This is a genomic window from Streptomyces sp. CA-210063, assembly GCF_024612015.1.
In the GTDB taxonomy this organism is placed as follows: domain Bacteria; phylum Actinomycetota; class Actinomycetes; order Streptomycetales; family Streptomycetaceae; genus Streptomyces.
The window spans coordinates 5,738,623-5,751,263 of sequence record NZ_CP102512.1; the positions used below are offsets into that span (position 1 = coordinate 5,738,623).

Annotated in this window: 14 protein-coding genes; 5 read left to right on the forward strand and 9 right to left on the reverse strand. The window is 69.2% G+C overall.

Features of this window, described 5'->3' with window-relative positions; genetic code table 11:
* Window positions 1–83: 83 nt before the first annotated feature.
* From pstC to pstB, 3 genes are read left to right on the forward strand one after another with little or no spacing between them, the layout of a single operon-like run.
* Window positions 84–1,088: a phosphate ABC transporter permease subunit PstC gene (gene pstC, locus JIX56_RS24990; protein ID WP_257543747.1), complete on the forward strand. Its 1,005-nt coding sequence runs from the start codon at window positions 84–86 to the stop codon at window positions 1,086–1,088.
* Window positions 1,085–2,149, forward strand: a complete 1,065-nt coding sequence (pstA, locus tag JIX56_RS24995) for a phosphate ABC transporter permease PstA (protein WP_257543749.1) — start codon at window positions 1,085–1,087, stop codon at window positions 2,147–2,149. The genes pstC and pstA overlap by 4 nt, the downstream gene beginning before the upstream one ends.
* Window positions 2,150–2,196: 47 nt before the next feature.
* Entirely contained in the window at window positions 2,197–2,973 is a 777-nt protein-coding gene (gene pstB / locus JIX56_RS25000; RefSeq protein WP_257543751.1) for a phosphate ABC transporter ATP-binding protein PstB, read from the forward strand.
* 156 nt (window positions 2,974–3,129) lie between these two features.
* Here pstB and JIX56_RS25005 read toward each other — a convergent pair whose 3' ends face one another.
* Complete coding sequence (locus JIX56_RS25005; protein ID WP_257543753.1) at window positions 3,130–4,128, reverse strand: inorganic phosphate transporter; 999 nt, start codon at window positions 4,126–4,128, stop codon at window positions 3,130–3,132.
* 7 nt (window positions 4,129–4,135) lie between these two features.
* The gene (locus JIX56_RS25010; RefSeq protein ID WP_257543754.1) at window positions 4,136–4,756 is read right to left on the reverse strand and encodes a DUF47 domain-containing protein; all 621 of its coding nucleotides are present in this window, start codon (window positions 4,754–4,756) and stop codon (window positions 4,136–4,138) included.
* Window positions 4,757–4,944: 188 nt separating this feature from the next.
* Here JIX56_RS25010 and JIX56_RS25015 point away from each other — a divergent pair, with 188 nt between their 5' ends.
* The gene (locus tag JIX56_RS25015; RefSeq protein WP_257543756.1) at window positions 4,945–5,310 is read left to right on the forward strand and encodes a metal-sensitive transcriptional regulator; all 366 of its coding nucleotides are present in this window, start codon (window positions 4,945–4,947) and stop codon (window positions 5,308–5,310) included.
* Between the two features lie 80 nt (window positions 5,311–5,390).
* On the opposite strand, the gene JIX56_RS25020 is transcribed toward JIX56_RS25015, so the two are convergent.
* Together JIX56_RS25020 and JIX56_RS25025 are read right to left on the reverse strand one after the other, a co-directional pair.
* Window positions 5,391–5,576: a hypothetical protein gene (locus JIX56_RS25020; RefSeq protein WP_257543758.1), complete on the reverse strand. Its 186-nt coding sequence runs from the start codon at window positions 5,574–5,576 to the stop codon at window positions 5,391–5,393.
* 125 nt (window positions 5,577–5,701) lie between these two features.
* A complete protein-coding gene (locus JIX56_RS25025; protein WP_257551093.1) occupies window positions 5,702–6,535 on the reverse strand; it encodes a hypothetical protein in 834 nt (277 codons plus the stop codon).
* Window positions 6,536–6,687: 152 nt separating this feature from the next.
* Here JIX56_RS25025 and JIX56_RS25030 point away from each other — a divergent pair, with 152 nt between their 5' ends.
* Window positions 6,688–6,855 (forward strand): hypothetical protein, encoded by a 168-nt coding sequence (locus tag JIX56_RS25030; protein WP_257551566.1) that lies wholly within the window; start codon window positions 6,688–6,690, stop codon window positions 6,853–6,855.
* Window positions 6,856–7,010: 155 nt separating this feature from the next.
* Here the strand turns inward: JIX56_RS25030 and JIX56_RS25035 are convergent, their stop codons facing one another.
* The 5 genes from JIX56_RS25035 to JIX56_RS25055 all read right to left on the reverse strand — a co-directional run bounded on the left by JIX56_RS25035 (window position 7,011) and on the right by JIX56_RS25055 (window position 12,486).
* The gene (locus JIX56_RS25035; protein ID WP_257543760.1) at window positions 7,011–7,829 is read right to left on the reverse strand and encodes a sulfite exporter TauE/SafE family protein; all 819 of its coding nucleotides are present in this window, start codon (window positions 7,827–7,829) and stop codon (window positions 7,011–7,013) included.
* A 183-nt stretch (window positions 7,830–8,012) separates the two neighbouring features.
* Entirely contained in the window at window positions 8,013–8,423 is a 411-nt protein-coding gene (locus tag JIX56_RS25040) for a peptidase inhibitor family I36 protein (RefSeq protein WP_257543762.1), read from the reverse strand.
* Between the two features lie 88 nt (window positions 8,424–8,511).
* On the reverse strand, window positions 8,512–8,943 hold the full coding sequence (locus tag JIX56_RS25045) for an NUDIX hydrolase (RefSeq protein ID WP_257551095.1): 432 nt from the start codon (window positions 8,941–8,943) through the stop codon (window positions 8,512–8,514).
* An 86-nt stretch (window positions 8,944–9,029) separates the two neighbouring features.
* Window positions 9,030–10,271 carry a CHAD domain-containing protein gene (locus JIX56_RS25050; protein WP_257543763.1) on the reverse strand — a complete coding sequence of 414 codons (1,242 nt, stop codon included), beginning with the start codon at window positions 10,269–10,271 and terminating at the stop codon, window positions 9,030–9,032.
* Entirely contained in the window at window positions 10,252–12,486 is a 2,235-nt protein-coding gene (locus JIX56_RS25055; RefSeq protein ID WP_257551097.1) for an RNA degradosome polyphosphate kinase, read from the reverse strand. The genes JIX56_RS25050 and JIX56_RS25055 overlap by 20 nt, the downstream gene beginning before the upstream one ends.
* Window positions 12,487–12,641: the final 155 nt, after the last annotated feature.

Below are 12,641 nucleotides of genomic sequence, written 5' to 3' on the forward strand. Positions count from 1 at the left end.
CGCCAGGAGCCTTCCGCCACCGCGGGTGGCTCCGCCCCGAGCCGCCGCCCGCAACGTGACGGCTCCGCAGACCGGAGAACCCGATGGACATATCTACAAAAGACACTCCTGCTCCCCCCACCCCACAGCCTTCCGACGCCGAGCAGAAGCGCGCCGCACGCGCGGCGACCCGCCCCGGCGACCGGATCTTCCTCGGCCTGAGCCGGGGTTCCGGCATTTTCCTCCTTGCGCTCATGGCGGCCATCGCCGTGTTCCTCAGCTACCGAGCCGCGCTCGCGATCAGCAAGGACGAGGCCAACTTCTTCACCACCTTCGAGTGGAACCCCACCGCGGTCCCGCCGACCTTCGGTATCGCGGTCCTGGCCTTCGGCACCGTCGTCTCGTCGGTCATCGCGATGGCCATCGCGGTCCCGGTCGCGGTCGGTATCGCCCTGTTCATCACGCACTACGCCCCGCGCAGGCTCGGCGGCTCCATCGCGTACGTGATCGACCTGCTCGCCGCCGTGCCTTCCATCGTCTACGGCCTCTGGGGCGCCCTCGTCCTCGTACCGCAGCTCGACGGGCTCTACGGCTGGCTGGACGACTACCTCGGCTGGACCGGCATCTTCGAATGGCAGGGCGGCGCCCCCCGTTCGATGTTCACCGTCGGCATCCTGCTCGCGATCATGATCCTGCCGATCATCACCAACGTGAGCCGCGAGGTCTTCCGCCAGGTCCCGCAGATGCACGAGGAGGCCGCCCTGGCCCTCGGCGCCACGCGCTGGGAGGTCATCCGCATGGCCGTCCTGCCCTTCGGGCGCTCCGGTGTCATCTCCGCCTCGATGCTCGGCCTCGGCCGCGCGCTCGGCGAGACGATGGCCGTGGCGATGGTCCTCTCCTCCAGCTTCGAGATCAACGCCAGCCTGCTGGACCCGGGCGGCGGCACGTTCGCCCAGAACATCGCCAGCAAGTTCAACGAGGCCACCGAGATGGGCCGTGACGCCCTCATCGCCTCCGGTCTGGTTCTGTTCGTGATCACCCTGTTGGTCAACGGCGCGGCCCGCATGATCATCGCCCGCCGCAAGGAGTTCTCGGGGGCCAACGCATGAGCAACGCAACCCTCTCCAACAAGGGCCCGAGCACGCTGCGCGCCGCGTCCCTGCCCAAGTGGTTCTCGTGGGCGGTCGCCGCCGGCTCGATCGCCCTGGGCCTCGGTATCAGCGCCGCGGCCGGCCTCGAGAGCTCCATCCAGTGGGCCCTGATCGCCGGAGTCCTCTTCGTCCTCGGGTCGTTCGTCATCACGACGCGCGTCGAGGGCCGCCGACAGGCCAAGGACCGCGTGGCGACCAGCCTCGTCTGGGTCGCCTTCCTCCTCGCCGTCATCCCGCTGGCCTCCCTGGTCTACGAGACCGTCAAGCGCGGTGTGAAGGTCCTCGACGGCTACTTCCTCAGTCACTCGATGGGCGTGGTCTCCACCTCCGAGCCCGGCGGCGGTATCTACCACGCCATCCTCGGCACCCTGGAGCAGGTCGGCCTCGCCACGGCGATCTCCGTGCCGGTCGGTGTGCTGACCGCGATCTATCTGGTCGAGTACGGCCGCGGCAGGCTCGCCAAGGCCGTCACCTTCTTCGTCGACGTCATGACGGGTATTCCGTCGATCGTCGCGGGCCTGTTCATCCTCAGTACCTGGATCCTGATCCTGGACATGGGCTACTCCGGCTTCGCCGGCGCGATGGCGCTGACGATCCTGATGCTGCCGGTCGTCGTCCGCTCCACCGAGGAGATGCTCAAGCTCGTCCCGAACGAGCTGCGCGAGGCCTCGCTGGCGCTGGGCGTGCCGAAGTGGCGCACCATCCTCAAGGTCGTGCTGCCGACCGCCATCGGCGGTATCACGACGGGTGTGATGCTCGCGGTCGCCCGTATCGCCGGTGAGACCGCTCCGGTCCTGCTGCTGGTGTGGGGTTCGAACTACATCAACGCGAACCCCTTCGCCGATCCGCAGGCGTCGCTGCCGATGTACATCTATCTGCAGTTCCAGCAGAGCGGCGGCTCCGGTGCGGCGTACGACCGTGCCTGGGCGGCGTCACTGACGCTCATCGCCTTCATCATGATCCTGAACCTGGCGGCCCGTGGCATCGCCCGCTGGAAGGCCCCGAAGACCGGTCGCTGACGCGGCCATACAGCGACCAGTTCCCCGCGAAAGAAGCAGTGATTTCCATGGCCAAGCGAATTGACGTCAGCGGCCTCAACGCGTACTACGGCTCCTTCCGGGCCATCGAGGACATCTCGATGGCCGTCGAGCCCCGTACGGTGACGGCCTTCATCGGCCCCTCCGGCTGCGGCAAGTCCACGTTCCTGCGCACCCTGAACCGGATGCACGAGGTCACGCCGGGCGGCCGCGTCGAGGGCAAGGTCATGCTCGACGACGAGAACCTGTACGGCGCCGGGGTCGACCCCGTGGCCGTGCGGCGTGAGGTCGGCATGGTCTTCCAGCGCCCGAACCCGTTCCCCACGATGTCGATCTACGACAACGTGGCGGCGGGCCTGAAGCTGGTCGGCAACAAGAAGAAGTCCGAGCTGGACGACATCGTCGAGAAGTCCCTCAAGGGCGCGAACCTCTGGAACGAGGTCAAGGACCGCCTCAACAAGCCGGGCTCCGGCCTCTCCGGTGGTCAGCAGCAGCGGCTGTGCATCGCCCGCGCGATCGCGGTCGAGCCGAAGGTCCTGCTGATGGACGAGCCGTGCTCCGCGCTCGACCCGATCTCGACGCTCGCCATCGAGGACCTCATCGGTGAGCTGAAGGAGCGCTTCACGATCGTCATCGTGACGCACAACATGCAGCAGGCGGCGCGTGTCTCGGACCGTACGGCGTTCTTCAACCTCGCCGCGGTCGGGCAGCCCGGCAAGCTCATCGAGATAGACGACACGGAGCGGATCTTCTCCAACCCGTCCGTCCAGGCCACGGAGGACTACATCTCCGGCCGCTTCGGCTAGGCCGACCTCCCAAGACCCCTCACGGTGCTGCATGGCGGTGCCACCGCGAGGTAGATAAGGGCCCGCCCCCGGCTCCCGGGGGCGGGCCCGTCGCCGTTCGGGGCAGGGGCCGAGGGCCCGTCGCCGTTCGGGGCCGGGGCGGAGGGCCGACCCGGCCTACAGGAACGCCAGGTTCACGATCCAGAAGCTCGTCGCGGCGACCAGGGCGGCGGCCGGCATCGTGATGAACCAGCCGAGGATGATGTTCTTGGCGACGCCCCAGCGGACGGCGTTGATGCGCTTGGTGGCACCGACGCCCATGATCGCCGAGGTGATGATGTGGGTCGTGGAGATGGGCGCCTTGAAGATGAAGGCCGTGATGAACATGATCGACGCGCCGGTGGTCTCGGCGGCGAAGCCCTGCGGGGGGTCGAGTTCGATGATCTTCCGGCCCAGGGTGCGCATGATGCGCCAGCCGCCCGCGTACGTACCGAGGGACAGCATGACCGCGCAGACGATCTTCACCCAGACCGGGATCGGGTCGCCGTAGTCCTCGACGTCCGCGATGACCAGGGCCATCACGACGATGCCCATCGTCTTCTGGGCGTCCTGGAGACCGTGGCCGAGGGCCATGCCCGCCGCCGACACGGTCTGCGCGATACGGAAACCGCGCTTCGCCTTGTGCGGGTTGGCGCGGCGGAAGATCCACATGATCGCCGTCATCACCAGATAGCCGACGACCAGGCCGACCACCGGCGACACGAACATCGGGATGACGATCTTTTCCAGGACGCCGGACCAGTAGACCGTCGTACCGCCCGCGAGCGCCGCGCCCACCATGCCGCCGAACAGCGCGTGGGAGGAGGACGACGGGAGGCCGAAGTACCAGGTGACGAGGTTCCAGGTGATCGCGCCGACCAGTGCGGCGAAGAGGATGCCCATCCCCTTGGAGCCCTCGGGCGTGGAGATCAGGCCCTCGCTGACCGTCTTGGCGACGCCGCTGCCGAGGAAGGCGCCGACAAGGTTCATGACAGCGGCCATGGCGAGGGCGGCGCGGGGCGTCAGCGCGCGGGTCGACACGGACGTCGCGATCGCGTTCGCCGAGTCGTGGAAGCCGTTGGTGTACGTGAAGAAGAGCGCGACCCCGATGGTCACGACCAGAGCGAAGGTGTCCATGAAGGGTTCAGGACTCCTTGACCGCGATGGTCTCCACCGTGTTCGCCACGTGCTCGAAGGCGTCCGCCGCCTCCTCCAGCACATCCACGATCTGCTTGAGCTTGAGGACTTCGATGGCGTCGTACTTGCCGTTGAAGAGGTGCGCCAGGAGCTTGCGGTGGATCTGGTCCGCCTGGTTCTCCAGTCGGTTGACCTCGATCCAGTACTCCGTGAGGTTGTCCATCGTGCGCAGGTTGGGCATCGCCTCGGCCGTCAGTTCGGCCGCGCGCGAGAGGACCTCGATCTGCTGCTCCACGCCCTTGGGCAGTTCCTCGACGTTGTAGAGGACGACCAGGTCGACGGCCTCCTCCATGAAGTCCATGATGTCGTCGAGGGAGGACGCGAGGGAGTAGATGTCCTCGCGGTCGAAGGGCGTGATGAACGAGGAGTTCAGTTGGTGGAAGATCGCGTGTGTGGCGTCGTCACCGGCGTGTTCAGCGGCCCGCATACGCTCTGCGATCTCGGCCCGGCCGGCGGTGTCCGCCCCGAGCAGTTCCATAAGGAGTTTCGAGCCCGTGACGATGTTGTCCGCGGATGCGGCGAACATGTCGTAGAAGCTCGTCTCCCTGGGGGTCAGACGAAAGCGCACGTGGGGTCCTCGGTATGCATTGGTTTCGGTCAGGCTGATGCTAGGCGCATCATCCGGCCACGGCTAATGGGCCGTCCCCCAGTGTCGCCCATCAGGCAGATTTACCGGCAGGGGGGCCGCCCGCAGGGCGTATACCCGCCAAACTTCGATACCATATACCCGGTAGGGGTATATCTCTGGAGGATGCGATGACGACCACAGGGGCCGGCGCTGAGGTTCCCTCCGCCGTGGACGGCGTGGAGCCGGGTGTCGTGACCGACCACGACCGTGGAATCCACGGGTACCACAAGCAGAAGGACGAACACCTGAAGCGCCTGCGGCGCATCGAGGGCCAGATCCGTGGGCTGCAGCGGATGGTCGACGAGGACGTCTACTGCATCGACATACTCACCCAGGTCTCCGCCTCCACCAAGGCGCTGCAGTCCTTCGCGCTGCAGCTCCTGGAGGAGCACCTGCGGCACTGCGTCGCCGACGCGGCCCTCAAGGGCGGTGCCGAGATCGACGCGAAGGTGGAGGAGGCCACGAAGGCGATCGGGCGGTTGCTGCGGACCTGAGGACCGGACGGACTTGGGGGGCCGTGCTGCCGTGGGTCGCTTTTCGGCCACCGCGTACGGCGCCCGGCGTGCCTGTCCGCCTACCGGGGCGGTTCGTCCTCGTGGGCGCGTTCTTCCCAGACGCGCAGGACCTCGTCGATGCGGTCGGGGCTGAGGCGGTCGCCGTCGGTGGCCGAGGCCGCGATGATGAGGTCGCCGCAGAGCTCGATCTCGGCGAGGGCCACGTGGTCCTGAACCGCCGTACCGCCTGCCGGAGCCACGTGCATCACCTCTTCTCTGCCGTCACCGACCCCCTAGGGTAGGCAGCGGCCCACAGTCGGCGCATGGCACCAACGGACCATTTCCGGCTCCGTACTTTCCGCTACTCCTCCTCTCCGGTCCTCCTCGGGGACTACTCCTCCGCGATCTTCCCGGCGTAGATGTCCTCGGGCCTCGGCAGCCGTACGGAGACGGGGACGCCGAAGTCGTACAGCAGGGTTGTCGAGGCGACGGCGACCGTGCCCTGCTGGGAGCCGTTGACGAAGCTGAAGCGGTGGCGGACCTTGCGGATGCGGCCCTCGTCGTCGAGGTAGGCGTCGAAGGGGACGCTGGCCGTGGCGAAGCCCTTGGCCGCGGCGCGCAGGGGGGCCCGGTTGCCCTCGGAGGCCGCGCGGGAGGCCGTGGTGAGGTCGGCGGTGCCGCGGTAGTGCCGGACCCGGGTGCCGTCGACCTCGGTCTCCCCTACATACGTCGCCGTACGGGTCCCGCGCAGGACCTCGGCGGCGGCGAACGGGTCCGTGGCGCCGCCGGTGACCAGATTGCCGTCGGAGAGGGTGCCGGTGTCGACGCGGACCCATTTGTCGGCGGGCACGCCCGCGCCGCGGTTCTTCATGAACAGGGCGCCGGGGGCGAGGAGTTCGGTGATCGGGCGGTGCTCGCTGCGGCCGGCGGGGTCGTGCGGCAGCAGCACCTTGAGCCTGCCGAGCTGCTTGCCGTAGTCGTAGACGCCCTCGCCGTGGATGGTCACGCGGGTGCCGCCGGTGGCCATCTCCATCTCCGTACGGGCCTTGGAGCTGCCCGCGCGGACGAGGGCCGGGGCGGCGCGGTGGAGCAGGTCGACGGGGTCGGAGGCGAGGGGGTCGTCTGCGGTGCCGCGGCCCGCGCAGCCGGTGACACCGGATGCGCCGACGATGAGTCCCGCCGCGACGAGCACCGCGCCCGTCCTGCTGTGCCGCCGCGTCACCATCGCCTGCCAACCCCCTGGCCGGGTCCGTACCGGGTCCTCCTGCTCGTTCGGATAACGACGGGTGGGGGAGGTCGTCACGCGGGGCACTCGTGAGGCCGTCGCAGGGGAGGCGAAGCGGAATGCGCTTACTTGCCTTGGGTAACGTTGTGGGTGTGGCGCACCAGGACGAGCCGGCACCCCCGCAGCAGCACCGTACGACCACCGTCGACCAGGGCCGCTTCTGCGTGGCGAGATGCACCTGCGGCTGGCGCGGCCCGGCCCGCCGGGCCCGGAGCCTGGCCCGGACGGACGCGGCCGGGCACGAGGCGAGCGGGGTGTGAGATCTACGGGATGATGGCTGACCTGCTGGTTTCTCTGTCATCCGCGGCAGTCGCGGAAGATCTTCCAGCCCCGTCTCCCGCCTGATCGGGGAGGCGGGGCTGTCTATTGCCCAGCTCGTTCGGTACCCGTATGAGGCCACGGCTGTGACTGAGGCTTAGCCGTGGCGGGCGAGCTTGACGGCAGAAATGAGCAGGATCACGGCCAGCGCGGGGATGAGCACCAGGTCGGAGAAGACACCGAGGAGTAGCCCGCCCAGCACGGCACCGGCCATCGATCCTGCGGCCATGACCATGGTGAAGCGGAGGTTGGTGCTGAGCAGCACCGCGAAGCCGTTGTCACGGCTGTAGCGGGTGAAGGCCACCAGCATGGTCGGCAGTGACACCAGCAGAGAGAGGCTCCCGGCGGTCTTGATGTCCACGGCGAACAGCAGCACGATCGTCGGAATCAACAACTCGCCCCCGGCCACGCCCATGATCGCCGCGACGACCCCGATGCCGAAGCCGGCCACGATGCCGCAAGTCACTTGAGCCCACAGCGGCAGCGCAAGGGTTCCCAGGGTGGTCGTGTGCGTGACCAGCAGGGCAGCGGCCATGAGCACCATGAGCGCCGCCAGCACCTTGTAGAGGGTGGAGCTGCGCATGCGCACCGCCCAGGCCGCCCCGGCCCAGGCGCCCAGCAGACTCCCGGCCAGCAGGTTGACCGCGACGGACCAGTGTGCGGCCACCTCGGAGGCCGGGACCGCCGCCAGGCGGGCGGGCAGCGCGACCAGGACCACGACCAGGCTCATGGCCTTGTTCAAGATGACCGCTGAGAGTGCGGCGAACCCGAACAGGCTGATCAGCAGAGGCAGGCGGAACTCCGCGCCGCCCAGACCGATCATCCCGCCCAGAACGCCGATGACCGCTCCCGCACCGAACACCAGGGGCATTGAGTGCGTCGAACGCGTCGGAGCGATTTCCTCGTCAGTGGCCATGAGGGGCATCCTCGGCGGTCGCGACTCATACGCGCTACGTCCCGCCTTCGGGCTGCCGGCCACCGGCCCTTCTCCGCCGACTACCGGCCGTGTGCCGAGGCGGCGGTCGGGGTCTTTTCTATGCTGAGCGGGCGCCTCTCTGCTTGTCTGGGTCGAGCGGGGGGCGCTCTTGATTCCGCGGCACTAGCTGGCTTCGCCGGGCGGTGTGCCGCAGTTCGGGCCGCCCGGTCCGTCGAACTGCACCGAGCTGAAGAAGTCCTGATAGGTCGGGAAGAGGTTGCCCTTGCCGGTCGGGCCGGCGGACGTGACAGCCGTGCAGCCGGTGTAGTTGGTGTCGGACCACAGGTAGATGGTCGAAGCGGTCCGGTTCCAATCGGATTTGGCCCGGTCGTTCATGCCGAGTGCCGCGAGGTCCGGAGTGTTCGTCCTCAGCGCGATCATGTCTCCGGTGCCGTCGAGACCTGAGAACATGCAGTAGTAGCCGTCAGGGCATCGGTCGTACCCGTCAGCCGCGTGGGCCGGGGAGACCGGCGCCATGCTCAGGACCGTCACTGCGCCGGCCAGCCCGGCAAGGATCCGCTTGGTGTGCTTCATGCCCGGCTCAACGATCCCTCCCTCTTCAGGTCATTGCCTGGACGGTCCAAGGCGCGAGCTTCCCCCTGATCACAACCACCTACGCTCCCTAGTGGTCCGTCCCGGTCCTGTGCAGCGCTTCGAGGAGTGAGGACACCACCGTTCGGTCCCTCTCGTGCGTGAGGCGCCGCGTCGCGGCCTCAGGGGGCAGCCAGAGGAGGCGGGTCACCTCGTGGTTCGGGGCGAAGATGCCGTTGGTTGCCTCGGCCGCCCAATAGCGCACTTGCTTGGGGCGGTCCTGAGCATCGGTGTAGTGGACGGTGGGGAGTTCCGGGCCGAGGGCGCATTCCATGCCGGTTTCCTCAAGGACTTCACGGAGGGCCCCGTCACGGGCCTCTTCGTCGCGCTTGAGCTTGCCCTTCGGCAGTGACCAGTCCGACCACTTCGGGCGGTAGACCAAGGCCAGCTCGATGCCTTGGCCGGAGGGCGACCGGCGCCACAGGGCGCAGCCTGCGGCACGTACCAACGGTGTGACGTCCATCACTACCTCGATCTCGTCATGGCTCTGACCTGCGGGTTCTTTCACCGTGACTAGCGATCATTCCGGGATGGCGTCGGTGCTCTCGGTCACGGCGTGCTCACCGTCTCCTTCTGCCAGGACTGCTGGAACGCGAAGCGGGATGCCTCCACTTCGTGGCGCTGGTCGGCGTGGAGGACGCCGAGGGCGTAGGCCGTGGCCGGGGCGATGCGGGGGGTGCGGGCCGCGGAGGCCGCCGCGGAGGCCGCCTCGGAGGCGTCGCGGTGGCGGTTGAGGGCCTCGCCCGCGGTGAGGAGGCGGACGTCGACGGGGACCGCGCCGGGGTGGAGGACCTCCAGGGCGTAGCGGTGCAGGCGGAGGAGGAGCCGGACCTGGTGCCAGGGGGCGTCCTGGGGGTGGGGCGCGGTGTCGGGGGAGAGGCCGTGGATGAGGGCCTCGGCGTTGTAGGGGTGGCCGGCGGTGTGGAGCGGGAGGCCGGTGATCGCGTCGCAGAGGCGGTCGTGGGCGGCGGCGGCGAGGGGGCGCAGGTCCGTGGTGGGGGCGGTGGGGGTGAGGGGGACCTCGCTGGCGAGGACGGCGACGCTGTCCGCGACCGCGTGGAAGCGGGATGAGCCGAGGGCCTGGAGGGCGGCGGAGTGGGCTCGGGTGCGGGCGAGGGTGAGCTGGCGGTCCAAGAGGGCGCCCGCCTTCGCGGCGCCTACGGTCAGGTTGCCGCGGTCGGGGGTTGCTGCGGGGCGGTTACCTGGGCCGGCGGTGCCGGGTTCCGCTGTGCCCACCCGTTCCGCCCCGGCGGAACGACTGCCCACAGCGGAGGCGGCGGCAGTGGAACGGCCACCCACGGCGGAGGCGGATGCGGAGGCAGAGGCGGAGCGGGCGGGCAGCGCCGACTGGGAACTGCCCGTAGCCGAGCTGGACTTGGTGGCCTGGGAGGGGAACGGCGTCGCCCCCGACAGGCGGTTGAGGGCCGTCACCAGGCGGTCCAGGCGGGCCGCGTACGCGTGTTCGCGTCCCAACGTGCCCGACAGCCAGGCCAGTTCGGGGCGGAGGGATTCCGACCAGTCGGCGTCCAGGAGGGGGCGGAAGGTGTGGAGGGTGCCGCTGATGCGGCGGGCCGAGCGGCGCAGCGCGAGGGCCGCGGCGGTGGAATCCTCGGTTCCGGCTTCCGCCGCTCGCGGCTGCGCTCGCGCGGGGGTGCCCCCACCGCCCCCACCGGTCTCGCGGTGGGAGCGCAGCGCGCGGAGGAACTCGGTCGCCTGGGCCCGCAGATAGCCGGCGAGGGCATCGGCGGTCACGGCCATGGAGTCCGTCGGGTCAAGGTGTTGCTGTGCCACGCCGGCGCCTCCGGGCGTCAATGAGCATCTCCTGGACGTTGCGCAGGGGCTGGCCGTCCGCGTCGGTCGAGTGCCGGGTCCACTCGCCGTCGGGACCGAGGTGCCAGGAGGAGGTCGTGTCGGACATACCGGTCTCCAGCAGGCGGTTGAGCGCCGCCCGGTGGGCCGGGTCGGTGACCCGTACCAGGGCCTCGATCCGGCGGTCGAGATTGCGGTGCATCATGTCGGCGCTGCCGAACCACACCTCGGGCTCACCGCCGTTGCCGAAGCCGAAGACCCGGGAGTGCTCCAGGAAGCGGCCGAGGACGGAACGGACCCGGACGTTGTCCGAGAGGCCGGGGACGCCGGGTCGGATGGAGCAGATGCCGCGCACCCACACATCGACCGGCACACCGGCCTGCGAGGCCCGGTAGCAGGCGTCGATGAGGGCCTCGTCCACCAACGAGTTGACCTTGATACGGACATGCGCGGGACGTCCGGCACGGTGGTGCTGGACCTCCTTGTTGATCCGGGCGATCAGGCCGTCGCGCAGGGACTTGGGGGCGACGAGCAGACGGCGGTACGTCTCGCGGCGGGAGTAGCCGGAGAGACGGTTGAACAGGTCGGACAGGTCGGCTCCGACCTGCGGGTCCGCCGTCAGCAGGCCCAGGTCCTCGTAGAGGCGGGCCGTCTTCGGGTGGTAGTTGCCCGTGCCCACGTGGCTGTAGCGGCGGAGCATGTCTCCCTCCTGGCGGACCACCAGGGAGAGCTTGCAGTGGGTCTTCAGGCCGACCAGGCCGTAGACGACGTGGCAGCCCGCCTCCTCCAGCTTGCGGGCCCACTTGATGTTGGCCTGCTCGTCGAAGCGGGCCTTGATCTCGACCAGCACGAGGACCTGCTTGCCGGACTCGGCGGCGTCGATCAGCGCGTCGACGATCGGGGAGTCGCCCGAGGTCCGGTACAGGGTCTGCTTGATGGCGAGGACGTCCGGGTCGGCGGCCGCCTGCTCCAGGAACGCCTGCACGGAGGTGGAGAACGAGTCGTACGGGTGGTGCAGCAGGACGTCGCGCTCGCGCAGGGCGGCGAAGACGTCGGGCGGCGACGAGGACTCGACCTCGGCCAGGTCGCGGTGGGTGCCCGCGATGAACTTCGGGTACTTCAGCTCGGGCCGGTCCAGGGCGCCGATGCCGAACAGGCCGGTGAGGTCCAGGGGACCCGGCAGCGGGTACACCTCGGCCTCGGAGATCTTCAGCTCCCGTACCAGCAGGTCGAGGACGTACCGGTCGATGGACTCCTCGACCTCCAGGCGCACCGGCGGCCCGAAGCGGCGCCGCATCAGTTCCTTCTCCAGGGCCTGGAGGAGGTTCTCGGCGTCGTCCTCCTCGACCTCCAGGTCCTCGTTGCGGGTGAGGCGGAAGGTGTGGTGCTCAAGGACCTCCATGCCCGGGAACAGCTCCTCCAGGTGTGCCGCGATCACGTCCTCGATCGGCACGTACCGGTTGGGGGAGGCCTCCAGGAAGCGGGAGAGCAGCGGCGGGACCTTGACGCGGGCGAAGTGCCGGTGGCCGGAGACCGGGTTGCGGACGATGACCGCGAGGTTGAGCGAGAGACCCGAGATGTACGGGAAGGGGTGGGCCGGGTCGACGGCCAGCGGGGTGAGGACCGGGAAGATCTGGTGCCGGAAGAGCGTGAAGAGGCGGGCCTGCTCCTTCTCCGTCAGCTCGCTCCAGCGGACCACGTGGATGCCCTCTTCGGCCAGCGCGGGGGCGATGTCCTCGTGGAAGGTCGCGGCGTGCCGGGCCATCAGCTCGCGGGAGCGCGCCCAGATCATCTCCAGCACCTCGCGGGGCTGGAGGCCGGAGGCGGACTTCGTGGCGACGCCGGTGGCGATACGGCGCTTGAGACCGGCCACCCGGACCATGAAGAACTCGTCCAGGTTGCTGGCGAAGATCGCCAGGAACTTGGCCCGTTCGAGGAGGGGCGTGTCCGGGTCCTCGGCGAGTTCCAGGACCCGCTCGTTGAACGCGAGCCAGCTCCGCTCCCGGTCGAGGAAACGGCCCTGCGGGAGCTGCGCGCCGTCGTAGGGGGCCTCCTCGTAGCCGTCGAGGTCGGCATCCATGTCGGGTTCGAGGTCGGAGACCACGGCCGCCACCGTGTGCGGGCGGTGGGCGGCTATGGAGCCGACGGACGGCTGTGCGTGCTGGATCTGGGCTGCCTGGGCGTTGGACTGGCTCATGGCACCATTCTTCCGCGCCGCGAGCATCACCGGCGCGTCGGACGAGGCCCGTGGGAGTGCTGGGACGGGTGAGGTGGCGTTGGCGGCGTCGTTGTGGGCGATGTCCGCGTCGATGCGCGCGACGACGTCCGCGGTCACGTCCGGGACGACGACCG

Bases quoted from the DNA above. Each gene is read 5' to 3' on its own strand.
- pstC (WP_257543747.1), top strand. From the start codon at position 84: ATGGACATATCTACAAAAGACACTCCTGCTCCCCCCACCCCACAGCCT.
- pstA (WP_257543749.1), top strand. From the start codon at position 1,085: ATGAGCAACGCAACCCTCTCCAACAAGGGCCCGAGCACGCTGCGCGCC.
- pstB (WP_257543751.1), top strand. From the start codon at position 2,197: ATGGCCAAGCGAATTGACGTCAGCGGCCTCAACGCGTACTACGGCTCC.
- JIX56_RS25005 (WP_257543753.1), bottom strand. From the start codon at position 4,128: ATGGACACCTTCGCTCTGGTCGTGACCATCGGGGTCGCGCTCTTCTTC.
- JIX56_RS25015 (WP_257543756.1), top strand. From the start codon at position 4,945: ATGACGACCACAGGGGCCGGCGCTGAGGTTCCCTCCGCCGTGGACGGC.
- JIX56_RS25020 (WP_257543758.1), bottom strand. From the start codon at position 5,576: ATGCACGTGGCTCCGGCAGGCGGTACGGCGGTTCAGGACCACGTGGCC.
- JIX56_RS25025 (WP_257551093.1), bottom strand. From the start codon at position 6,535: ATGGTGACGCGGCGGCACAGCAGGACGGGCGCGGTGCTCGTCGCGGCG.
- JIX56_RS25035 (WP_257543760.1), bottom strand. From the start codon at position 7,829: ATGGCCACTGACGAGGAAATCGCTCCGACGCGTTCGACGCACTCAATG.
- JIX56_RS25040 (WP_257543762.1), bottom strand. From the start codon at position 8,423: ATGAAGCACACCAAGCGGATCCTTGCCGGGCTGGCCGGCGCAGTGACG.
- JIX56_RS25045 (WP_257551095.1), bottom strand. From the start codon at position 8,943: ATGGACGTCACACCGTTGGTACGTGCCGCAGGCTGCGCCCTGTGGCGC.
- JIX56_RS25055 (WP_257551097.1), bottom strand. From the start codon at position 12,486: ATGAGCCAGTCCAACGCCCAGGCAGCCCAGATCCAGCACGCACAGCCG.